The sequence below is a fragment of the Psychromonas sp. genome, assembly GCF_041586535.1.
Lineage (GTDB): Bacteria > Pseudomonadota > Gammaproteobacteria > Enterobacterales > Psychromonadaceae > Psychromonas.
Genome location: NZ_JBFGZY010000004.1, coordinates 20171 through 42399 on the forward strand (window position 1 = coordinate 20171; position 22229 = coordinate 42399).

Annotated in this window: 18 protein-coding genes and 1 pseudogene; 4 read left to right on the plus strand and 15 right to left on the minus strand. The window is 41.8% G+C overall.

The annotated features are described in order from the left end of the window. Window positions 1-220: 220 nt before the first annotated feature. From ABZA00_RS01105 to ABZA00_RS01115, 3 genes are all read right to left on the minus strand, one after another. Window positions 221-1244, minus strand: a protein-coding gene (locus ABZA00_RS01105) for an IS630 family transposase (protein ID WP_372880298.1) whose coding sequence is annotated in 2 segments (ribosomal slippage) — window positions 221-796 and window positions 798-1244 — 1023 coding nt in all. Because the reading frame shifts where the segments join, the coding sequence is not laid out codon by codon here. Between the two features lie 133 nt (window positions 1245-1377). Next, a complete protein-coding gene (locus ABZA00_RS01110) occupies window positions 1378-5490 on the minus strand; it encodes a hypothetical protein (protein WP_372880299.1) in 4113 nt (1370 codons plus the stop codon). 269 nt (window positions 5491-5759) lie between these two features. Continuing rightward, complete coding sequence (locus ABZA00_RS01115) at window positions 5760-6167, minus strand: transposase (RefSeq protein WP_372880321.1); 408 nt, start codon at window positions 6165-6167, stop codon at window positions 5760-5762. A gap of 473 nt (window positions 6168-6640) precedes the next feature. On the opposite strand from ABZA00_RS01115, the gene ABZA00_RS01120 reads away from it, so the two are divergent. Both ABZA00_RS01120 and ABZA00_RS01125 read left to right on the plus strand, forming a co-directional pair. After that, window positions 6641-6901 carry a transcriptional regulator gene (locus tag ABZA00_RS01120; protein ID WP_372880300.1) on the plus strand — a complete coding sequence of 87 codons (261 nt, stop codon included), beginning with the start codon at window positions 6641-6643 and terminating at the stop codon, window positions 6899-6901. After that, window positions 6902-7174, plus strand: coding sequence for a HipA N-terminal domain-containing protein (locus ABZA00_RS01125; RefSeq protein WP_372880301.1), 273 nt, complete (start codon window positions 6902-6904; stop codon window positions 7172-7174). 137 nt (window positions 7175-7311) lie between these two features. On the opposite strand, the gene ABZA00_RS01130 is transcribed toward ABZA00_RS01125, so the two are convergent. The 9 genes and pseudogenes from ABZA00_RS01130 to ABZA00_RS01170 all read right to left on the minus strand — a co-directional run bounded on the left by ABZA00_RS01130 (window position 7312) and on the right by ABZA00_RS01170 (window position 16650). Continuing rightward, window positions 7312-8007, minus strand: a complete 696-nt coding sequence (locus ABZA00_RS01130) for a response regulator (RefSeq protein ID WP_372880302.1) — start codon at window positions 8005-8007, stop codon at window positions 7312-7314. Further along, complete coding sequence (locus ABZA00_RS01135) at window positions 8004-9443, minus strand: ATP-binding protein (protein ID WP_372880303.1); 1440 nt, start codon at window positions 9441-9443, stop codon at window positions 8004-8006. The genes ABZA00_RS01130 and ABZA00_RS01135 overlap by 4 nt, the downstream gene beginning before the upstream one ends. A 157-nt stretch (window positions 9444-9600) precedes the next feature. Next, window positions 9601-11028: an efflux transporter outer membrane subunit gene (locus tag ABZA00_RS01140; protein ID WP_372880322.1), complete on the minus strand. Its 1428-nt coding sequence runs from the start codon at window positions 11026-11028 to the stop codon at window positions 9601-9603. Next, window positions 11009-12961, minus strand: a complete 1953-nt coding sequence (locus ABZA00_RS01145; RefSeq protein ID WP_372880304.1) for a MacB family efflux pump subunit — start codon at window positions 12959-12961, stop codon at window positions 11009-11011. The genes ABZA00_RS01140 and ABZA00_RS01145 overlap by 20 nt, the downstream gene beginning before the upstream one ends. Window positions 12962-12964: 3 nt before the next feature. Then, entirely contained in the window at window positions 12965-14161 is a 1197-nt protein-coding gene (locus tag ABZA00_RS01150; RefSeq protein WP_372880305.1) for an efflux RND transporter periplasmic adaptor subunit, read from the minus strand. 361 nt (window positions 14162-14522) lie between these two features. Next, window positions 14523-14789: pseudogene (locus ABZA00_RS01155) on the minus strand (IS4 family transposase); the annotation flags it as partial. A 143-nt stretch (window positions 14790-14932) separates the two neighbouring features. Next, on the minus strand, window positions 14933-15577 hold the full coding sequence (locus tag ABZA00_RS01160) for a DUF799 domain-containing protein (protein WP_372880306.1): 645 nt from the start codon (window positions 15575-15577) through the stop codon (window positions 14933-14935). Window positions 15578-15599: 22 nt separating this feature from the next. Further along, window positions 15600-15986 (minus strand): DUF4810 domain-containing protein, encoded by a 387-nt coding sequence (locus ABZA00_RS01165; RefSeq protein WP_372880307.1) that lies wholly within the window; start codon window positions 15984-15986, stop codon window positions 15600-15602. Next, on the minus strand, window positions 15973-16650 hold the full coding sequence (locus tag ABZA00_RS01170) for a CsgG/HfaB family protein (RefSeq protein WP_372880308.1): 678 nt from the start codon (window positions 16648-16650) through the stop codon (window positions 15973-15975). Before ABZA00_RS01170 ends, ABZA00_RS01165 begins: the two co-directional genes overlap by 14 nt. 803 nt (window positions 16651-17453) lie before the next feature. Between ABZA00_RS01170 and ABZA00_RS01175 the strand changes: the two genes are divergently transcribed. Next, window positions 17454-17945: a hypothetical protein gene (locus tag ABZA00_RS01175; RefSeq protein WP_372880309.1), complete on the plus strand. Its 492-nt coding sequence runs from the start codon at window positions 17454-17456 to the stop codon at window positions 17943-17945. A gap of 59 nt (window positions 17946-18004) precedes the next feature. After that, entirely contained in the window at window positions 18005-18544 is a 540-nt protein-coding gene (locus ABZA00_RS01180) for an ATP-binding cassette domain-containing protein (protein WP_372880323.1), read from the plus strand. A 262-nt stretch (window positions 18545-18806) separates the two neighbouring features. Here the strand turns inward: ABZA00_RS01180 and cysG are convergent, their stop codons facing one another. The 3 genes from cysG to ABZA00_RS01195 form a co-directional block, all read right to left on the minus strand. Beyond that, on the minus strand, window positions 18807-20225 hold the full coding sequence (cysG, locus tag ABZA00_RS01185) for a siroheme synthase CysG (RefSeq protein ID WP_372880310.1): 1419 nt from the start codon (window positions 20223-20225) through the stop codon (window positions 18807-18809). Window positions 20226-20432: 207 nt separating this feature from the next. Further along, window positions 20433-21377, minus strand: coding sequence for a malate dehydrogenase (gene mdh, locus ABZA00_RS01190; protein ID WP_372880324.1), 945 nt, complete (start codon window positions 21375-21377; stop codon window positions 20433-20435). Window positions 21378-21553: 176 nt separating this feature from the next. Next, window positions 21554-22228: a transporter substrate-binding domain-containing protein gene (locus tag ABZA00_RS01195; RefSeq protein WP_372880311.1), complete on the minus strand. Its 675-nt coding sequence runs from the start codon at window positions 22226-22228 to the stop codon at window positions 21554-21556. Window position 22229: the final 1 nt, after the last annotated feature.

Below are 22229 nucleotides of genomic sequence, written 5' to 3' on the forward strand. Positions count from 1 at the left end.
ATCAGAAGCCCTTTTTCTTTGCCTGTCTATTTCCTGTCTGAATCAGAGCTTCAACTTACCTCGTTTGTATCTAATCATCCGAAAAATAACAGTAAGATCCCGCCGAAGTCATTTTCAATCAGTGCATTTTTATCTCAATTCAGTATTAATATGTACCTCTAAATCAGCACCGTTATATTTAAGCTGAAACGTAATGATCAAATTATACTAATTCCGATAATTAAGTTTCCAGTCTTGTCCATTCCCGAAAGCAAAGTGAAATCACTCTGCTTGTATCTTCACAAAAACTATTCCAAGCACTGCACACCGCGTTAACAATATCCTCATAGTTTGCAAAACACCTATTCGCTAATTTGTATTGACGAAGCCATTGCCATACTTGTTCTATCGGATTCAATTCTGGAGAGTAAGTTGGGATATGTATAATCGTTAACTTAATAAATTCATTCGCTAAATATGCTTGGTGCCAACTTGCTTGATCCATAATAGCCACGGAATGCTTACCCTCTGGTGTTGCTTTTGATATGAGAGCCAAGTGCTCTCTCATTGCTTCCTTATTACTTTGAGGTAAAACAAGTGCTTCTGTTTGTCCTGTATTAACACAAACTGCACCAAATAAATACGCATACTCGAATTGTTGCTGCTGGACGGCCCGAGGTCTTGTTCCTTTTTCTGCCCATATTTTAGTGGTGGTATTACGCTGACCAAATCGAGCTTCGTCTTGAAACCAAATAAGGACATTATCAAGGTGAACATGTCCAGGGATCCTAAGGATCGTTTCTATTTGGAATTTTTTTAAAAGACTCTTGGGCTTCAATTGATTGCTTTGGATGTTTTGAACGTGTTGTGATCCAGCTGAGGTTTAACTTATGTAGCAGATGATAAATATTTGTTTTTTGGTAAGTAACGCCAAATGTGACCTCAATATAACGTTGTATATCCTTGCCTTGCAAACGTCCCCCTTGAGGCTTAATTGCATTATCTACAACGTATGACTTTACTTGAGCTAATTGCTTCCGAGTTAACTTAGGCGGCCTACCGCTGGGTGGTTTAGCATTTAAACCTTCCAACCCTGAATCGAGGTAAGCCTTGATCCATATGTTGAAACTTCGTCGGCTTACTTTGAGAATTTTAGCTATTTCAGTACGACTTTTACCATCAGTGAAATGTGAAACAGCCAGTAATTTCCGCTGAAGTCTCGCATCAGAGGTTGAACGAATTAGCTTTGAAAGATCATGCGTCATAGTAACTCCTTATCAGAGCTCTATTAGATCACATCTTTATCGGAATTGGTATTACCGGTGTATAGTAATAATCAGGCCCAGATATGATTCCTTTTTTACTGTAACTATTTTCATTTAACAGTGAATATTGCAATTATTCAATCGCATCAGTATACAATTGCAGCCACTCAACTAAATTTGAAATACCGTCATTATCATCATCTCCTTGAGGATTTTCGGGTAGCGTCAAAATCCTCTGATTTTCCTCGACATCAACGTAACCGCCATTATCCATTTGAGAATCCAAATACGTTCCAGTGTGCGTTCTTACCCCTTCGATAATTCGAGCATCAACAAGATCACGATGCAGTGGAAATGCTCCTACCCAGTTGCTAATCCATTCTGCAACGTCGGCTGCCGTTAGTGCCATGACATTACCCTCCCACACTCTAGGGACAGATTGTAAAACGACAGGTAATCCTTCGTCACGAGCTTGATGCAACGGGCGATCTTCGAAAGATTTATTACCGAGGAAATAAACCTTGGCTTCAGGGCTTCGGCTCGCAAAGAATTCTTCTGCACCACTATAGTTCCAGCGATTACCGGCATCATCGGGAAAATCCATGACATTGCCAACCATTGTTACATGAATTGGTAGCTCATGCACATGAACTGCGTATTCCCCTGGGTTGTAGACAAAGTTATTTACGTATTGCAATGTTCCTCCATCCATTCGAAGCGAGCGTCTTTGGCAGTGGCCCAATAAATTTCCGATGACGGAAACCCTTTCACTATCCTGAATAAAGAAACAATACGCATGATCATCCTCGTGAACACTCAATCGTAGGGGCTCTGCGATAATAGAATCACGAATTGTCAAATTTGACACACCATCAAAGAATGATATGGTTTCATCTATAGACCAACTGACAGACATATTATCGAGAACGACATTATACGTTCCCCCTGGGTCGAACCCACCACTTATCATCACGGTATCCGCGACTTCAGCCTCCTTCCCACTTATAAGGTTTAAGTTATGATCGCGGTCGCCAAGGCGAACTCTAATATGCTGCAAACAAACATCGTGCGTATGAACACTTAATACTTGGTGATAAAGAGAGATACCTGGAGGTGGGGCCGTTTGCCCTGCAATCGTGATAAATGGCGAATTAATTTCAAGTTGCGATTGTAATTTAATAGCACCGGAAACCTCAAAAACAATTGTTCTTGGTCCATTCTGGTTTACCGCATCCCTTAATGATCCCGATCCGCTGTCATTCAGATTTGTAACCTTAATTATCTCTCCTCTCAAGCCACATACTGAATCGGTGCCGAATCCTCCCCGGTGAATCAAGCGTTTATACTGCGTTCCCAAATTAGGTAAATCTGCGCTGTTTGATGGAGTAAATGTCCCCTCAATTAGATCCTCGTTGTTTCCTGTTACATTTAGTAAACCGAATTCTGGCTCCGTGCAGTCCAGAGGGCATGTTTGCTCGCTTTCTTCAGCTTCACAAATTCCATCACCACAATTTGTTTCATCGAAACCAGTTAAGTCTATACAGCCTTGATCAGCAATATCAATTAAACCATCACCATCATTATCAAGCCCATCATCACACTCATTGTCTGCAAACTCACTCGTATCACTGGCATCGGCGCATCCAAAATCGGCCATATCTATTAAACTATCTCCATCATTATCAAGACCATCTGCACATTGAGAAACAGGCGCCTCTGTAGTGTATTCAATCACTAAAAGAGGTGCATTTTGTGATTCGCCATTGTAGGATTCTGCAGTTCTTTTGCCAGTTCCTGTCACAATAATAACGATGGAGTTTCCACTTAACCACCCACTTCTACCAATAACTGCCTGAATTATCAGTGATATATCTGGACTGCGATGTTTCTCAGAGACGCTATTCCACGCAGGAACATTGCTCCACTGTACAGAAGCAGATGTCTTAACTCGGCTGGAGATATCATAACTTGATGTTAAAAAAGTGGGTGCATTATCAGTATCCTGAGCAAATAACTCGAGATTAGTGGTGATAGAGTTTGTTTCGTCTGCTGCAAATTCAATATAGGCATTTGTTATTATAGCTGCTTGAGGAATTTCAATATTCTGAAAGCGCATGCCAACCACCTGATTCGAACCATCATAAACCAGTTCTAAATCAGAACTGCTTAGAGACATTGAACCGCCACTTTTTTCTTCTGCATCATCAGAGGATTGTGAAATTATTGAGGAAATTGTTGCTGTGGGGAGTTCGTCAATCTCATTGTCATCTGTATCTGACAAACATCCCGGATCGTTTGGAAAATCTGCTAAGCCATCAGCATCATTATCTATACCATCTGAACATTGAGGCACAGCACAATCCAGAGGGCATGTTTGCCAGCTTTCTTCAGCTTCACAAATTCCATCACCACAATTAGTTTCATCGAAACCAGTTAAATCTATACAGCCCGGATCAGCAATATCAGTTAAACCATCACCATCATTATCAAGGCCATCATCACATTCATTGTCAGCAAACTCACTAACATCACTGGCACTGGAGCAGCCCGGATCAGCAACATCAGTTAAACCATCACCATCATTATCAAGATCATCATCACATTCATTGCCTGCAAACTCACTCGTATCACTAGAACTGGCACAGCCCGAATCAGCCACATCGATTAAACCATCACCATCATTATCAAAGCCATCATCACATTCATTGTCTGCAAACTCACTAACATCACTGGCACTGAAGCAGCCCTGATCAGCAACATCAGTTAAACCATCACCATCATTATCAAGGCCATCATCACACTCATTGTCTGCAAACTCACTCGTATCACTAAAACTGCTACAACCAGAATCAGCCACATCGATTAAACCATCACCATCATTATCAAGGCCATCATCACATTCATTGTCTGCAAACTCACTCGTATCAGTAAAACTGGCGCAGCCCGAATCAGCCATATCTATTAAACCATCTCCATCATTATCAAAGCCATCAGCGCATTGATAAACAGGTTGCTCTGTCGTGTATTCAATAACTAAAAGTGCTGCATTTTGTGATTCACCATCATAAGCTTCTGCTGTTCTTTCCCCACTTCCTGCCACTATAATAGCGATGGAATTTCCACTTAACCAACCACCCCTGTCAATAACCTCCTGAATTATAGTGGATATATCTGGACTACGATGTTTCTCAGAGACGCTACTCCACGCCGGAATATCGTTCCACTGCACTGAAGCGGATGTCTTAATTCTGTTGGAAATATTATTACTTGATGATGAAAAAGTGGGTGCATTATCTGTATCCTGAGCAAATAACTCGAGATTAGTGGTGACAGAATTTGTTTCGTCTGCTGCAAATTCAATATAGGCATTTGTTATTATGGCTGCTTGAGGAATTCCAATATTCTGAAAGCGCATGCCAACCTCCTGATTTGAATCGTCAAAAACCAGTTCTAAATCAGAACTGCTGAGATCCATTGAACCACCACTTCTTTCTTCTGCATCATCAGAAGATTGTGAAATTATTGAGGAAATTGTTGTTGTGGAAAGTGCGTCAATCTCATCATTATCAGCTTCTGACAAACATTCCGGATCGCTTGGAAAATCTATTAAGCCATCAGCATCATTATCTATACCATCTGAACATTCAGGAGGACCGCTCTCATATTCAATAACCAGAAGAGGGGCTGCTACAGACTCTCCATCAAATGCTTCGGCAGTTCTTGTGCCAGCGCCTGTTACAATGATGGCAATGGAGTTAAATTGAGTCCATCCAGGTCTATCAACAATTTCCTGTATAACAGAGGACAGATCAGGTGTTACCTGATCTACACTCGCTTCACCGACGCTATTCCAAGCTGCAACATTCCACTGGATAGCCATGTTTGTTTTGATTCTGCTGGAGATGTCATAAGTTGAGGATGTGAAGGTTTGAGCAGAATCAATTGCCTGAGCATGAAAATCGAGAATAGCCCCGGAGCCGCTTCCTTTGGTTTCATCGACTGTAAATTGAATATAAGCATTGATTATATTCACGCCAGGTGGGATATCTATATTATTGAATCTCATTCCTATTACTTGGTCGTCCACCAACTCAAGATCAGAGCCAGAGATATCCATACTTCCGCTACTGATACTTTCTTCAGCATCATCTGATGATTGTGATATTCTTGACGAAATTTGTGTGCTGGCTAATACAGGGCTCATTGTGACGATGAAAGTGATCATTAATATTATTAATTTTTTCATTACGCTTAACCTCTACTTTTAGAGCGTTGTATTTAATTAACCTGCAGCTTTTTGAGTTTAGACCATCTTTGCAATGCAATTGATTGGCTCTGAAAATTTCCATAGCTAAGAAACGCTATGATCTCAGAATTTAACGGCTAATTTTAGGCAGAGGTTGATTTACGATTACATAAATGACTACCAGAAAAGCAAAATGAACGCATCTGACAATGTACGCGCTAAAAGTAACTTAAACGGAAGCGCGCGGTTAAGTAGTGCACTCAGCTATATCAAGATTTGAACTGCGCATGCCATGGTAATAAATCGCTTAAATCGGCATCTTCTTCACGGTTTGGTAGCGCTTCGAACAGCTTTTGGAAATAAAAATAAGGGTTAATATCATGTGCACAGCAGGTCATGACAATACTGTAAAGTGTTGCACTCGCCTCTGCGCCTTTGACTGATTGTGCGAACATCCAGTTTTTTCTCTCCGTGGTAAAGGGCCGGATATCCCGCTCAGTGACATTATTATCAATGCCCAATCCACCGTTTTCAACATAGCGCGTTAACGCCTGCCAATTATTCAACACGTACGATACAGCGATACCCAGATAGCTTTTAGGTAGGAGAATTTGTGCGCTTTTATCCAGCCATATTTTGAATTTATCTAAAAAAGGTATGGGCTCGATTTCCCTTATTTTCTAGCGCGCCTTGACGGCGTTTTTCAATGGCGTAGAGTTTTTGAATCGTACTGATAGCAACGTTAGCTTTGCCCGTTTTTCAGGTTGAGCAAGCAATGCTTCGTTAAGTAAGTAAACCTAACAATCGAGGTGTAATCTTTACATTTACCATTACACCCGTTAAGCGTAACGCCTGTATGAAGGCTACTTACCAAATAGTAGCTTTTTTGTATCTATTACGTTTCTGATCTTTTAGCGAACAAGAGCGACGTATTACGCGCGCTAATTCCCGATTCCGAGCATGAAATCGAATTTAATTACTTCTCATAATGATAATAACCTCAACAGGAAGGGATAATTTTAGTTTTTATGCACTCGCAGATAAAAGTCCTTTTATAAACGATTTTTTGCTCAAATTTATACGTTCGAATAAATTTGTTTAAATTCCTATCCTTTTGAGTTGGTATTTATGCGAACGCATAGGTGCTTATATGAAAATAGAAAATACGAAACAGTTAGGTCAGCTGGCAAGAATTGTTAGACAGTCACAATCTTTAGATCAATCAACCGCCGGTCTGTTATCGGGTAATGGGCTGACGTTTATGAGCCAGTTTGAAAATGGTAAGGAAACGGTTGAAATAGGTCGGGTTTTAAAACTGCTTGAGCAGTTAGGTATTGAGTTATCCATCGATTTACCGCCTGGTATTGAAGATAAGTTTCTGGAAAAAATTAAACAGATAAAGGTCGGATAGATGCGCGAGCTTAAGGTTTATATTAATACCAACTTGGTTGCTCTCTTGTCTGAAGATAACGACATCTGGTCTTTTCAATATGCTCAGGAGTGGCTTGATAATTCAGACAACTATGCATTGTACTCAGATATACCATTATCAAATGAGTTACAAGTTGATGGCTCAAGCAAACGTTATATTCAGTGGTTTTTTGATAACCTGCTGCCTGAAGGGGGGGCGAGAAGCTTATTAGCCAGAGACATCAATGTTAATGAAGCGAGAAATCAGGTATAAATTGATTGCTGAAATGGTAAATAAATTGAAGTTAAAAGCGTAATATTGCTTCTCTAGTCGGCTAGAATTGCGTTTTATCCCCCTATAAAAATAGCTCAGAGAGCAAAAGTCCAGCATTACTGAATGGTTGAGCGCAGCTATTGTTTATTAAACTTATAACCAATCCCATAAACTGAGCGGATAGGATCTGCTTGTTCTGCTATTTGATTGATTTTTTTACGGATGTTTTTGATATGGGTATCAATATTACGATCGGATATATCCAGGGTGTCACTGTAGGCGTAGACTAAAATTTCATCACGACTGAAAACCCGGCCGCTGTTTTCTAAAAAAAGCTTGAGTATTAAAAACTCTCTGGGCGTCAGATCCAAAAACTGCCCTTTAAAGCTAACCTCATGCTCATCTGTTTTCATCTCAAAGCCGGAGTGCTTAATGATATGCGCCGCATCGACTTCAGCGGCATTATTGCTCACCCGACGCAGCACGGTTTTGATCCTGGCGATCACCTCTCTGGGACTAAATGGTTTGCAGATATAATCATCGGCGCCAAACTCTAATCCAAGTAGTTTATCAATCTCCTCACTCTTGGCTGTGATCATAATAATAGGCAGTTGTGAGAAGGCTCTGACTTGTTTGCAGATTTCCAGGCCATCAATATCCGGCAGCATCAGATCGAGCAACATCAGATCCACAGGATTCTCTTTAACAAAGCGCAGCACATCTTTGCCGCTACTGAGGTGTTCAGCAAGATAGCCACTGTTCTGGCAGTAGGCTATCAGTACCTCGGCAATATGGACTTCATCCTCAACGATCAAAATTGTCTGCTTGTTCACTGCGGGTAACTCCTGTGTAATGGTAGTGTTATATTGATACTTAACCCACCGAGTGATGAGTCAGAGGTGTGAATTGCCCCTTGATGAGCATCGACAATCTGTTTGCATAAAGCCAGTCCCAATCCGGATCCGCCGGAGCCCCGGTTGCGAGACGGCTCAACCCGATAAAAACGTTCAAATAATTGATTCTGAATATTCATCGGCACCCCGGGCGCGGAATCCTGAATCTGAATATGGACATTATGCACGATAATCTGCGCGGAAATATGGATATCTCCAGGCGCATCCGTATAACGGCAACTATTCTCCAGGAGGTTGACAAATAACTGCCTCATTCTGTCTTTATCAGCTAATACGCTACACTTTTTATTGGCCATCAGCGGGGCAAGTCCAGAGCAATCAACCGTTAATTTTTTTTGTTCAAACTTAGCTGTAAAACTGTCTGCAACCTGAAGCAGTATCTGAATGGGGTTTAGCGGTTCTTTCTTATAGGTGAGCCCACCTACGTCCGTGATGGACAGCTGATAGAGATCATTAACAATATTGCTCATGCTGTCAATTTGATCGATAAACAGCTGAACACGCTGCTCATCTGCGACAAATACCCCATCCTGAATGCCGATAAGCTGTCCTCTTAATACGGTTAGCGGCGTTTTCAACTCATGAGAAACATCTGACATCCATTTAAAACGATTATTCTGATTCTTGTCCAGGGTTTCAGCCAATACATTGACATTATCGGACAATAACGCCAGTTCATCGTTAGTTTTCTTTTCAATACGAATACGGTAATTCCCCCGGATCAGGGTGTAGGTCCCATCAATAAGCAAGCTGATTGGCGCAACCAGATGTCTTGAAAATAGCCAGGCGGTTACGAATGCCAGGACGATAACAGCCAGTGCAATAATGTAATAGCTTTTGTATTGTTGTGCCAAAAACTCATTGCCCGGACTACCCTCGGCAAGCTGTGAAGGGACAAGACTAAGCCAGCCGATTGTTTCTCCATTTAGCTCGATAACCTCGCTGTAAGGGTTATCAGTGATTAAAGGTTTGCCGATAATGACCTGCTTATTAAGATCATACAGGCTTAATCGTTTTTTGGTCTGCAGTAAACTACTTAATGTTAATAGACTATCGTCAGCTTCAGGAGGATTTTCGGGTGCGCTTAGCGTTTCGGAAGACAGTGGCTTATCCATTTTAGCACCAAGCATCTCTTTCCACAGTGCTTCATTTCCCTTAAGCAGTTGCCAGCTGCCATTGTCCCGATAGAAAGAGATAATTCTGCTTTTTAGATGTGCAACCTGCTTATGCTCCGCAGCATTGACAAAATCGTTAAAGCCGCTGGATAAATTAACGGTGATTAGTGAAAGCATTAACCCCACAGCAACAAAGCTGGTGATGCAGAATGCCAGGAAAAATTTATAGAATAGCCTCAACGTGGGCTCCTTAACGTATATCTGTCATTCCCGAATTGTTTTATCGGGAATCCCTGATCTTTTGAGAAACTGCGTAAGGGCACGCTGAGCTTAGCCCGCTCATAACACTGAACTGCCGTTCAATTCTCTCCTCAATAAAACACCTTGAGGATGCCCCTTAATCGATATTGCTTGGTATATTCGGCGCAATATCTTTACCGCCTAATGACTGATACAATTTAGCTTGTATAACAAGTTGATTATATTGATTTTCTAATAGCGAAGCTTGTGCGTCACGTTTAGCCTCTATGGCGTTTATCCAGTCAATCATAGCAATTGCCCCCGCGCGATATTGGCTTGCATAAATTTTTTCAGCTTCTTGGCTATTACGATATAACGCTTGCTGTGTTTCAGTTTGATAAAGATAATGCTTTCTTGCTGAAAGATAATTTGCTACCTCTGCAAAAGCCTGGTAAAGGGTAACACGGTAATTAATTACCGCTGTTTGATAATCCAGTTCAGCAATATTTTTATTTAGTTTCATCTTGTTCCACTCAAGAAAGGGAAGAGTTAACCCTGCGCCTAATTTCCCCACTGGATTCTGCAATAACTCGATAAGATCTGATGAGGATGTACCCAACTCCCCGGTTAGTATCAGCGATGGCAAGTAACTGGCAGCAAGCGCATCTTTACTGGCAAGCATCGACTTCAATTGGTATAAAGATGATTTCACATCCGCTCTGCGTAATAGAAGTTCCGCCGGAATACCCGAGGCGATATCCGGCAATGCGCCTTCAGGCAGCTTTTCGATGCTTAACATAAGATCCTGCGGCGGCTGATTAAGCAATATTGACATTGCATTCTTACTTTCAGTTAACTGTTGCTGCAGCTGACTGAAACTCACCTGTTGTTTGTAGAGGTTCTGGGTTGATTCAAGCAGCGCTAATCGGGTCGTTGAACCATTATCATAGCGCTGTTGAGTAAGCGCAACGACCTGTTCAATGCCTTTAATATTGTCCTGCGCAAGATAAAGCCGCTGATTCAGATAGCCAATTTTCCAATACAAAGTGGCAACAGTCACCACCAGAGCCTGCGCAGTACTTTCCCTATCCTCGAAACTCGCTTTAGCTTCCCACTGCGTTACATCTGCTGCTGCAGAAAGCGCTCCCCATAAATCCAGTTTATAGCTGAGAGAAGTATTGGTACTAAAACTTTTATCGCCAGCACCACTGTCCAGGGATTTTTCATTGGCAAGCGCACCACTAAATGACAAATCCGGCAGTTTATCATCCTCACTTAACCCGGCGTTAAGACGCGCCTTACGCAGGTTAAGTGTAGCTAATGCCAAGTCATTATTGGTTTGTAAAGCGCGTTCAATCAGGCTGTTTAATTGCGAGTCGTTAAACTGCTTCCACCATTCATCTACAGCTGCCAACGATGTTAACGACTCACTGTCCTGCTGCCAATTATCCGGAATATCGGCTGTAGGCATCTTAAACTCACTACGGTTAAGCGAGCTGCACCCCGTCAGGATCGACAAGCAAAGTAGAAAGGAAGTTAGCTGAAAACTATTTTTATTCATAAGATTAGTCTCTTGACAGTGCATCGACAGGGTTAAGTTTGGCGGCGCTACGGGCTGGTAAATAGCCAAATAGCAGGCCGATCAGTGTTGAGCAGGCAAACGCGGCAATAATAGAGTTTATCGAGTAAACCATCTGAAAATTGCTACTGCTTGAAGCAAAGATAATCCCGACTAAAAATGCCAGCGAGATCCCAAGAATACCACCGCAGATGCACACCAACACCGCTTCAATCAAGAACTGCCGTAGAATATCACTCTTACGGGCACCAACGGCCATGCGGATGCCTATCTCTCGGGTCCGCTCTGTCACCGAAACCAGCATAATATTCATGACCCCGATCCCGCCTACAACCAGAGAGATAAATGCAATCGTGGAGATAAGCAGGGTCATTGTTGCAGAGGTTTTTTCAATGTTTTCCCGTATCGTGTCCGTATTTACCGTGAAGAAGTCCTCTACACCGTGGCGCATTTTCAAAAGACGAATAATCCCCTCTTCGGCAGCCGTGCTCGAGACACTCTCATTAACGCGTACCGTGATATCGTTAACATCATCTTGTCTGAATATACGTCCGGAAACTGTGGTATACGGGATCCATACACTCAACGAATCACTATTGCCAAAGGCATTCTCCCTTGGCTCCGTCACCCCAATAATCGTGACAGGTAATTTGCCAAGAAAAATCACCTTGCCGATCGGATTTTCATTTGGAAACACCTCTTCGGCGGTATTTGAGTCGATAATCGCCACCTGGGCGAGTGCATCAACACTGGCATCATCAAAGTATTGCCCCTGTGCTAAGGTATAGCCACGCACCCTGAAGTACTCAGGACCAACACCTTGGACCTCCGCGCTTACTGCCTGACTTGCATAGCGAATAGCAACATTGGCTCTGACTGTCGGGGTAACACTATCGACAAATGGCAGTGTCTTGAGTGCATTGGCATCACTGGCTGTTAGCGTGCGTACTCTGCCTGAGCGGCGATCCCCCAGGCCATTACCCGGTTTGATCTCAATGGTATTGGTCCCCATTGATGCCATATTTGCCAGAACGGACTGTTGTGAACCGGTGCCCAGTGCAACAACGGAGACAACAGAGGCGATCCCGATAATGATCCCGAGCATGGTTAAAAACGTGCGCAGGCGATGATTGGACATGGCAATAAGCGCCATTTTCAGTGCTTCAAAATAACGGGACCAATCAAATCGGCTGTGCTTTTTCTTGTCAGTTGTGACTTTACCTGCCAAGGCAGAAACGACGCTTGCTTCCACTTTAGTGGCACGATCGCTTTTGATCTCGCCATCTTTTATTTCAATGATACGATCAGCAAATCCAGCGACCTGCGCATCGTGGGTAACCAGAATAATGGTATGGCCATCTTTATGCAGCTCCTGTAACAGCTTCATCATCTCTTTACCGCTACTGCTATCGAGCGCGCCGGTTGGCTCATCCGCTAAAATAACATCGCCGCCATTAACTAATGCACGTGCAACACTGACCCGCTGCTGCTGACCACCACTAAGCTGACTGGGTTTATGATCCATCCGGTCGCTGAGCCCCAGACGGGAAAGCAAGTTTTCCGCTTTTACCCGGCGTGCGCTTTTCTCTTCACTGGCATAGAGCGCAGGTACTTCAACATTGGCAACGGCAGAAAGATCACCAAGAAGATGGTAGCGCTGGAATATAAAGCCAAAGTACTCACGACGCAGTGCCGCCAACTGATCTTCATCCATCTTTGATATATCCTGGCCATTAATAAGATAACTTCCGGTTGAGGGTTTATCCAGACAGCCTAAGATATTCATTAATGTGGATTTCCCCGATCCGGAAGCACCTATGATGGCAATCATTTCTCCACGATGGACCTTCAAGCTAACGTTATTAAGTACCGTAAGCGCCTGATCTCCTGCACTGAAGGTGCGGCTTACCCCTTTGATATCTAATAGCACTTCACTCATACTCTAAAATCCCATTGGCTGTTGGCGGCCTGGCCCCTGTTGACGAGAAGCAGAGAGACTGGCACCTGAAGAATCCCCCATAATAATTTCATCTCCCTCTTCAAGTCCGGAAAGGATTTGCGTATAAACACTATTATTGATACCAACCTTAACCTTCCGGTATTCCACTTTGTCTGCTGCTTTCACCGGAACCTGATAACTGTCTGCTTGACCTGGGGCAGCGATAAGTACCTGAGAAGGAACCAGTAACGCATCTTCGGCGCTGTCGAGAATAATAGAAACTTGTGCAGTCATGCCGATTCTAAGCAAGTTGTTGGGGTTTTCCACATCGAATAAGGCGTTGTAGTAGATAGCATCGCTGTCACCTATCTTGAGTTGACTGTCGTCACCGGTCATCAGCGTTGGCCCTGGCTCAATGGCACGAAGAACGCCCTTGAATTTTTGCTTTGAATCGCCAAGAATTGAGAAATAAACGGGCTGCCCCGGTGTGACATGAATAATATCCGCTTCTGAAACCTGCGCTTTAATGGTCATGGTATTCAGCTGAGCTAATTCAATAATGCTCGGGATACCCTGCTGGTCGCTTAGTGTTTGTCCCTCGGCAACCGAGACATAGACAACCGTGCCATCTATCGGAGCTGAAATCGTTGTATAACCAAGATTCAATTTGGCATCATCTACGCTGATAAGTGCTTGTTCTTTTTGTGCTTTTATCTGCTCTAGTTCAGCGTTGTAAACCATCAGAGAAGCTTCGGCACTGTCATAGGCAGACTGCGAGCTTGCACCATCTGCAAGCATTTTTTTCTGGCGATTAAACTCTGATTTAGCCTGACTTATTTGCGCTTGTTTTGCCCGATATTGCGCATTAATACTATTAAGTGACGCCTGTGTTTCTTTGAGTGCATTTTGCTGGCTTAAACTGTCAATCTGAGCAATGAGATCGCCTTTTTTAACCAGATCACCAAGTTCGACCGCAAGATTTTCTATCTGCCCCTTGGCCTGAGAGCCCACATCCACCAGTTTATAGGGATACAAAACACCATTGGTTAATACCACACTTTCTATATCTCCTTTTTTTACAAAATCGGTAGTAAAAACAGGTTTTCCATCTTCATTCCCGAAAAGGTAATGGTTGACAGAAAAAGCTATTGCAGCAAGGAGCGATATAAATAGGAGAATATGCTTTATTTTTTTATTCATGGCCTGTCCGATTTTTTTAATAAAAATAGATAAATGCTTTAGTTAAAGTGATTGGAACCAGTATAGAAAAAAAATATAGGCTAAAAATGAAGAATCAGAAAAATATAACAAATTGTATTTATTGGGGTTTTCATCATTAAAGATGAATTGTGTGGAAATTGTGTGGTATTGGCTCTAACAACCTGGAAGTTTGTTTTACAACAGTCTTGCCCTTTGGCTTTTTCAGCGTTTTGTTCTTCGCTTTCGAGATATCGAAGCATTGCTGCATTAAGAGGCATTGTTGTAAGTTATTCGGAGTTTTATGTGCTGCTATCTTTTATTGCCTCGCTATGGAAATGTGGCTTTATTCATAGGTTGGACATTAAGAAGTAATTGGGTTTAAACCATACTGCAATCGTCCCGTTTTTTTATCCCTGTCTGGATGTGTCCGTTTGGCATATTTTGACAGGAAATGGATTGTCTTTTTCCATGTGTTTTTGAGTTTCGATAACATGTTCTGTGTTATCAACGCCATAAGTGGGTAAAACCAGCCTTGTGTATTTTTGGCAACCATAAATGTCGATAATTCAATACCAGTAAGTTGCTGAACACTAAATCCTACCCGTCGTTTAACTAATAATGAGAGTAATACCAATTCCGATAATTAGATGATCTATTTAGGGTGTTAGTAGTGGTGATGACTGATGGAGATTTGCCAGGCCAATATGGTGGTATTGACCTAGCGATCTAGGGTTTTTAGATAGATGATGCTGTGTTTGTATACGCGGATTATTAGTTTTTTGGAACTTCCACAGGTGCGTATGGACCAGGTAACAAACCTCTTTTGGGAGAGTAAAATGCAATATTATTAGCCATACGAGCAACAGCAGGTGTTCTATCGTTTATTGAACTTATTACTTGTGTCAAAATCGCATTCACTAAAGCCCCAGCTAAACCGCCACCTCCACTGTCTGAAGCTACTTCAGCCATAATTGGGGATTCCCAAAGTAAGTTACCTGTAGTTACTGAAACTAACCTTAGGTTACCTTTTACAATTGTTTTCGAGGAAAGTAAAACAAACTTTTGCCCCCAGTCTTCAATCGTAACATACAAAACGGCATCAGCACCTATATGCTCTTTGATCTTATCAAGCGGTATACTGTTCATTTCCATTGGTGTAGGCAAGCCATTCTCTTTTAAAAATGCATCAATTACAGAAACAGGAAAAACATAATATCCTTTTTCAGCAAGCGGTTGACTCACAGTGGATAGGTATGAATATGGAGCAGTGACATCAATTGAATTATTTATTGGAGGTATCACTAATATCGAACGTGGAGCAGCATTGTTTAAAGCAGTGTAATCGTAAGGTTGAACTGCAGTACAACCCGTTAATGTTAAGATGCAAATTAGCACCAAAAATCTTGGAAGGCTCATATTTTTACCCTAATCCTTTATATTATTTTGTAATTGCTTTTGCGTTGCTAATTCGTTGAATGAACCCATCAATTAACACTCTTGATTCAGGGAAGCTTTGTTTTTCCCTATTTAACGCATCGACTGCTGCGTCCAGATCTCCCATCGAGGCATACAACATACCAAGATGTGCATGTATACCTGGGGCAACTGGTTTCCCACTGGCTAAGGCTTTATCTATGTCTTGTGTTAAGATTTCAATTTCTTGTAGCGAGCTTACTTCTTCGGATTTCAAATGATGTGCATATAGCATGCGTTCATAATTCCCCCAATAATACATTCGAGTATCTTTAACAGTACAACCAGATAATAATAGTCCGGTTACGACTAACATAATTTTTAAGCCATTTGTTGAATTAAATACTGACATTTAAGATTCCCGCTTCCAGATCTTTGACCATGTTGTTTACACATTCTTTAATTGCGAAATCAAGTACTTTCCCGTTGAGTGTTGAGTCATAACCCGCATTTGATCCAAACCCTAGAACTTCACGCTCATTTAAGCCGTATTCTCCGGCACCTTGTGTTGAATAGATAACTTCAGAGGTTAGTACATCGACTATGTTGATGGTTACTTTTGCATAGGCAATTTGACTTTTACCAGAACCTAAAATTCCGAATAGTTGTTTATCGCCTATATTTTTTCGGCCAAACTCAGTTACGGCTCCTGAAATAGCATAACGTGCACCTTTTAATTGCAATTTTTTACCAAGTAATTCAGCTTCTTTGCTGATATGTACCAAATTATCACGGTCGACCATTTTGAAACGATTTGTTTGAGTTAAATGTGCTTTTAGAATTGTTTTAGATTGGTTTGCTAATTGTGCGCTATTGTTGGAAAACATGCCTTGCATATAGTTGGATCTATTATCGAACTCACCAACAACCAGTGTTGTTTTTGCGCCTCTATAGGGAGTCTGATACGAATTAACCGTTTCGACTTCAACTTTTCTGTGCGATTGCGTAGCACAGCCTGAGATTAATACAACGTAGGTGATAATTGCAGCGACTAACTTAGTAGTGTTTTTTTCCATTATTAATATCCTTTATCCAGCAACGATATGACACTATAAAATTTAAGTAAAAATAATATATCACAGTCAAACTAAGCAAATAAAAACAAAATAGCAAGCTTAATATTTTTCACTAGAAAATAGCCAGATACTTTCAGCCCTGAATTCTAATATCACCGCCAGAATTCCGGTAATTCTCCGGGAACACCTTCAACCTAACGCTACAGTTTCCCTCTAAACCTTGTCGGGGTCGTCGGTTTCAATCTCGTCAACGTCGTCAAGGATAGTATGCAATTATGAATTTCTGCGATGGTATTTGGCGATGAATGGGTGTAGTTGTGTGTAGTTAGGAAGTTGCTTAAACCTATTTCAAGCTAGTTGGCATCAACTTTACATTAAATGCACAAATATATAGGTTAGTTTGAATCTGATATGACAATTTTGAAGTCAGGATGGTATTAGATCTGACATATCCACTAGAGCACCATATAGTTTAAAAAACGAATGCCAGAGCTGGTGCTGTTTTTTTAAACTATATGGCGCCCTAGTTCATAAGCTGCTCGCTGTCGGAATAAAACGAGCGTGGCGATAGTTTAAATTTTCATTATCCAAGGCGCTTAGGGGGCGCGCCTTAGAAATAAGCTAATTTTCTCTGTATTAGTGACCAAAATCACTATACCACTAGAATCATAACTGGTATTAAATTTTAGCCACACTTGTTGCGGTTTTCTAGGTAAAGAAGGTTGTTTATGTGAGAATAAAAGAGGAAATTAAACAGATATATAATAAAACCAGAACAGCATATTAAGAGAGGTAAATATATCTTGAAAAACATTAAAACCATAAAAATTTTTGGCAGTGCATTGCTTATTTTTGGTTGTTTCATAATTGTTCTTATTTTGGGGGTTTATTTTCTCTCTGAAGATAAGAATGAAGTCAAGAACATCACTGCACAGCACATCATTTATCAATCGATAGGCGAGCTAGGTGGCTTTTCAAATGGTGAAAGCGAAATAGCAAAGACAATAAATGTGCTTAGCGACAATATAGATAACCCTGATATTGAAGCAATTATTAACTGCTACACAAATACCAGTGCCACTGTTTTTCGTGATTACTTAAGAGCGGTCAATTTTTCTATGGGGCAGTTTTGTAAGGTACAACAAAATTTAGAAGCAACATCGACATCTAATCAAAATAACAGCGATAGGTGTAAAGAGCCTAAATCAATTATTATGAGCGTAGATGAACTTGAAAAGTTAGGCCGTAAATATACGGGAGATTTCGTAACAGATTTAGCCAGCTGTAAAATTTAAATGACACTAACGGGCTAAGGAGGTAAGTATAAAAAAGCAGGACAGCCACCGGGCTGAACCTGACTTGTCATGCAGGAGAAATTATTGGTGTGGTCGGAGATAGCGGCTGTGGAAAAAGCACTTTTGGCGATACGCTGCTTGGCTTATTAGCACCGACAAAAGGGGAAATTAAACCATTACTTCAAAACGCGAGGCCGCATCAATGGTTGAAGCTATTTCAAGACCCACCATCGAGCCTAAGCAGCCATGTCACCTTGCAGACGCTGCTCGATGATTTGGTGAAATTGCACAAACTCGACACGGACAAGATTGCACCGCTGATGCAAAAATTAAATTTAGCGCCATCATTATTGCAACGTACAGCGCGGGATGTCTCAGGCGGTGAGCTGCAACGCTTTTCGATTTTACGTGCACTGCTACTTGAGCCTGTGTTCCTATTTGCCGATGAACCCACTTCCAGACTCGATCCGTTTATCGCTAAAGAAATCACTGAGCTTTTGATTGATTTGGCCCGCGAGCAACAATGCGCATTACTTATTGTTAGTCACGATCTTACTCTCATTGAAAAGTGCTGTGATATCGTGATTCAACTTGAGTGATAACTCTGGTAATAGCAGTTTGCAAGCAACCACTCTCAACTTTAATGAGTACGAAAGTTCGCATTAGTCAAAAATATGCTATTTAACCTCAACTCAGGATAATTACAGCGTAATATACTTTAATATCAAAGGTTAAGTTTTTATCTTATACAGAATTGAGGTTATTTAGCCTAACTAATATTCAAACAGGCAAGAGTTTGTATTTCTAAAAGAACCAGCACTTTTAGAAAACTGCGGGTAAGCCGTTAGCCTCATTCACCTGTTAAGCTAAATTGACTAAAAAAGGATCACGCGACAGCTTGTGATTATTGTCAGGATTATACCAGACAAGTTTATCAGCTAAGTTGACTACCTCACCAATAATCATCAGTGTTGGACCTTGCAGACCGCCACCAAGTTGTTCAAGTTCGGCTAATTTGCCAATCACCACATGCTGATCTGAAGTGGTTCCTTTGTTAATTAATGCAACGGGCGTCTCAGGATCACGACCATAACTCAGTAATTGTGTTCTGATCTCTTCTGACTGCAGCAGTCCCATATACACAACCAGAGTTTGATTAGGCGAGGCAAGCGCCTGCCAGTTAAGCTGCTCACCGTCCGCTTTGCGGTGCCCTGTAACAAAGGTTACCGATTGTGCAAAATCACGGTGGGTTAGCGGAATGCCCGCATAGGCACTGCAGCCGGAAGCCGCGGTAATACCGGGCACAACCTGAAACGCAACGCCTGCTTCAACCAGCTCCTCAAGCTCTTCGCCCCCACGGCCGAAAATAAATGAATCTCCGCCCTTCAGACGTACTACTTTTTTACCCTGTTGGGCAAATTCAACCAGCATTTGATTGGTACGTGACTGTTCTACTTCATGATTGCCCGCCGCTTTACCCACAGAAATTAAATCAGCATCACGGCGCACTAAATCCAAAATCTCAGCAGACACTAAACGATCATATAACACCACATCAGCCTGCTGCATTAACTGTAGCGCTTTTAATGTTAAAAGTGATGGATCGCCGGGCCCGGCCCCCACTAGGGCAACATCGCCCTGCGCCACATCAAGGGTCAGACTCTCTTCCATCAGCGCAATAGCTTTATCCGTTTGCCCCTTTTGCAAAAGATTCGCCAGTATGCCGTTGCCGAACAATTTTTCCCAATAGCGTCTGCGCAGTGAAGTTACTTTGATCACGCTTTTCACACGATGGCGGAATTCATCGGAAATAGAAGCTAATCGTCCCAGATGCATAGGTAATAAGCTTTCTAAACGCTCACGGATCAGGCGCGCCAATACTGGCGCTTTACCAGCACTTGCAATAGCCACTATGATCGGTGAACGATCCACAATAGAAGGCATAATAACACTGGATATTTCCGGCTGTTCGACCACATTAACCAACAGGTTGCGCTTATGCGCCGCTTCAGCAATTAGCTGATCCAGCGGTTGCTTATTTGTTGCGGCGATAACCAGCCATTTATTTTCAAGCAGCTGTTCGCTGAATTCCTGCTTGATTATTTTCACTTCATTGTTAGCGGCCTGCTTTAATAAAGCAGGATGAAATTCCAGAGCGCAAACCGTCACATCGGCTCCCGCTTTCAGTAATAAGTGAACTTTACGAAAAACAGACTCCCCGCCTCCGACAACAAGGCAGGGACGGTTTTCAAGTTTGGTAAAAATTGGCAGGTAATCCATATAGGTACTCTATTAATTAAAAGGTAAGTTTTTATTTATAGCCAACTATAGAGAAATAATTGCCACAGTGAAAACATTAAAAGTAGATTTGATATTTCTAAATATAATAATTAATGATTAAAAGAATGTTGCGCGGCGGATTCTAGAAGTTGAACAATGCCGCCCATACAATAATCAGGCGGCATTAAGGATTATAATGCGTTGCGCTTACTGTGCTTTATTAACAAAATCGATACCCATTTGTATATCGGCATGTAATACAGATAACATTTCCTGTTTTTTACGCTCTTCGAAAGGGCTTAACTCACCAAAAGGCAACACACGCTCTATGCCCTCTTTACCCAGTAACAAGGGTTGGGTGAAGAATGGAGAGCATGCATTTCCGCCATCTACATAGGCATTTTGAATAATCCCCTGCTTACCTAAAAGGGCTTTCACAAGGTTCACACCAAAGATGGAAGCGGCACGGGCCATTGAAAGGGTTGCAGAGCCGCCACCGGCTTTGGCATTAACTACCTCTGTTCCGGCATTCTGAATACGTTCAGTTAATTCGATCACTTCCTGATCGCTAAAAGTAACGCCTTGTACCTGCGATAAAATTGGCAGGATAGTGCTGCCACTGTGCCCCCCGATAACATTCACGCGAACATGCTCTGCCGGTAAACCTTTAAGCTCGGCAACAAAATCTTCCGCGCGGATAATATCCAGCGTGGTAATACCAAATAACTTTCTTTTATCGTAGACGCCCGCCGCTTTCAGTACCTCCGCGGCAATCGCGACTGTTGTATTAACCGGATTGGTGATAATACCGATGCAGGCTTTGGGCGCAACCTCGGCAATTTTAGTGACTAAATCTTTGATAATACCTGCATTAATATTAAATAGATCGGAGCGATCCATACCCGGTTTACGGGCTACACCCGCAGAAATCAAGATAACATCCGCACCTTCAATGGCAGGAGTAGGATCTTCACCGGCAAAACCATCAACTTTGACACTAGTTGGAATGTGACTTAAATCTTTTGCGACGCCCGGTGTTACCGGAGCAACATCATAAAGTGATAAAATTGAATTTTCAGGTAAGTCAAGTTTCAGCAATAAAGACAGGGCTTGGCCAATACCACCAGCAGCGCCAAGGACAGCAACTTTCATAATTTTCATAACGTTCTCCCTATTTAATACAGTCATTTATATTGCAATCCATTTTAATCAAAAACGGCTGAGCGTGTTGAAAATGTTAATTATTTGTGACCGGTATAAAGGTATTAATGAAAAAAATGATGGTTAAGAGAGGTCGCGCTTATTTTAAAATAATAAGACGATAAAACTTAAAAATAGCGCTCATATATCGTCTGGTAAGTACCGTTTTCAGTAATAATTTTAAGACCAAGATTCAAACGTTGGCGCAGGGCCAGATTCCCTTTTTTAATGGCGATAGCAAAACCTTCCGAAAAGAAGACTTGCTGCGCTTCACTGATTTTTTGCGCATAAAAATAGAGGGTATTATCAGCCACTTTTAAAAACTCCGATGCCGCAGCCTGATCCACAAAAACAGCATCAATTTTCCCATTTGTTAAAGCCGAAAACGCTTCAGAATAGGTGGCATAAGCAACAATAAAACTATTCTCTTTTTCATATTTTATAAGATATGCCTGATTGGATGAGTTGGCTATCACACCTATAAATTTACCGGCAGTTGAAAAAGTTGCTAAGGGCAATTTTTTACTGACAAATACCGGCGAATTGTTGAAATAGCTGTCCGTAAAATCAACTTTTTCTTTACGTTCGCTGGTAATATCTAAAGCAGAAATAACAGCATCAAAACGCCCGAATTGTAAGGATAGCAGCAGGCTGTCGAAACGCTGGTGCTGAAAAGTACAGATTAAATCCACAGCTGCGCAAACCGCCCTGGCCAAATCAATATCAAAACCCTGGATCTGTTTCTGTTCATCCAGGTATGCAAAGGGGTAATAATTTGCACTGGTCGCAAAACGAACGTTCATA

Bases quoted from the DNA above. Each gene is read 5' to 3' on its own strand.
- ABZA00_RS01110 (WP_372880299.1), bottom strand. From the start codon at position 5,490: ATGAAAAAATTAATAATATTAATGATCACTTTCATCGTCACAATGAGC.
- ABZA00_RS01125 (WP_372880301.1), top strand. From the start codon at position 6,902: ATGCGCGAGCTTAAGGTTTATATTAATACCAACTTGGTTGCTCTCTTG.
- ABZA00_RS01145 (WP_372880304.1), bottom strand. From the start codon at position 12,961: ATGAGTGAAGTGCTATTAGATATCAAAGGGGTAAGCCGCACCTTCAGT.
- ABZA00_RS01195 (WP_372880311.1), bottom strand. From the start codon at position 22,228: ATGAACGTTCGTTTTGCGACCAGTGCAAATTATTACCCCTTTGCATAC.
- ABZA00_RS01160 (WP_372880306.1), bottom strand. From the start codon at position 15,577: ATGAGCCTTCCAAGATTTTTGGTGCTAATTTGCATCTTAACATTAACG.
- mdh (WP_372880324.1), bottom strand. From the start codon at position 21,377: ATGAAAGTTGCTGTCCTTGGCGCTGCTGGTGGTATTGGCCAAGCCCTG.
- ABZA00_RS01120 (WP_372880300.1), top strand. From the start codon at position 6,641: ATGAAAATAGAAAATACGAAACAGTTAGGTCAGCTGGCAAGAATTGTT.
- ABZA00_RS01150 (WP_372880305.1), bottom strand. From the start codon at position 14,161: ATGAATAAAAAAATAAAGCATATTCTCCTATTTATATCGCTCCTTGCT.
- ABZA00_RS01165 (WP_372880307.1), bottom strand. From the start codon at position 15,986: ATGTCAGTATTTAATTCAACAAATGGCTTAAAAATTATGTTAGTCGTA.
- ABZA00_RS01140 (WP_372880322.1), bottom strand. From the start codon at position 11,028: ATGCACTGTCAAGAGACTAATCTTATGAATAAAAATAGTTTTCAGCTA.
- cysG (WP_372880310.1), bottom strand. From the start codon at position 20,225: ATGGATTACCTGCCAATTTTTACCAAACTTGAAAACCGTCCCTGCCTT.
- ABZA00_RS01170 (WP_372880308.1), bottom strand. From the start codon at position 16,650: ATGGAAAAAAACACTACTAAGTTAGTCGCTGCAATTATCACCTACGTT.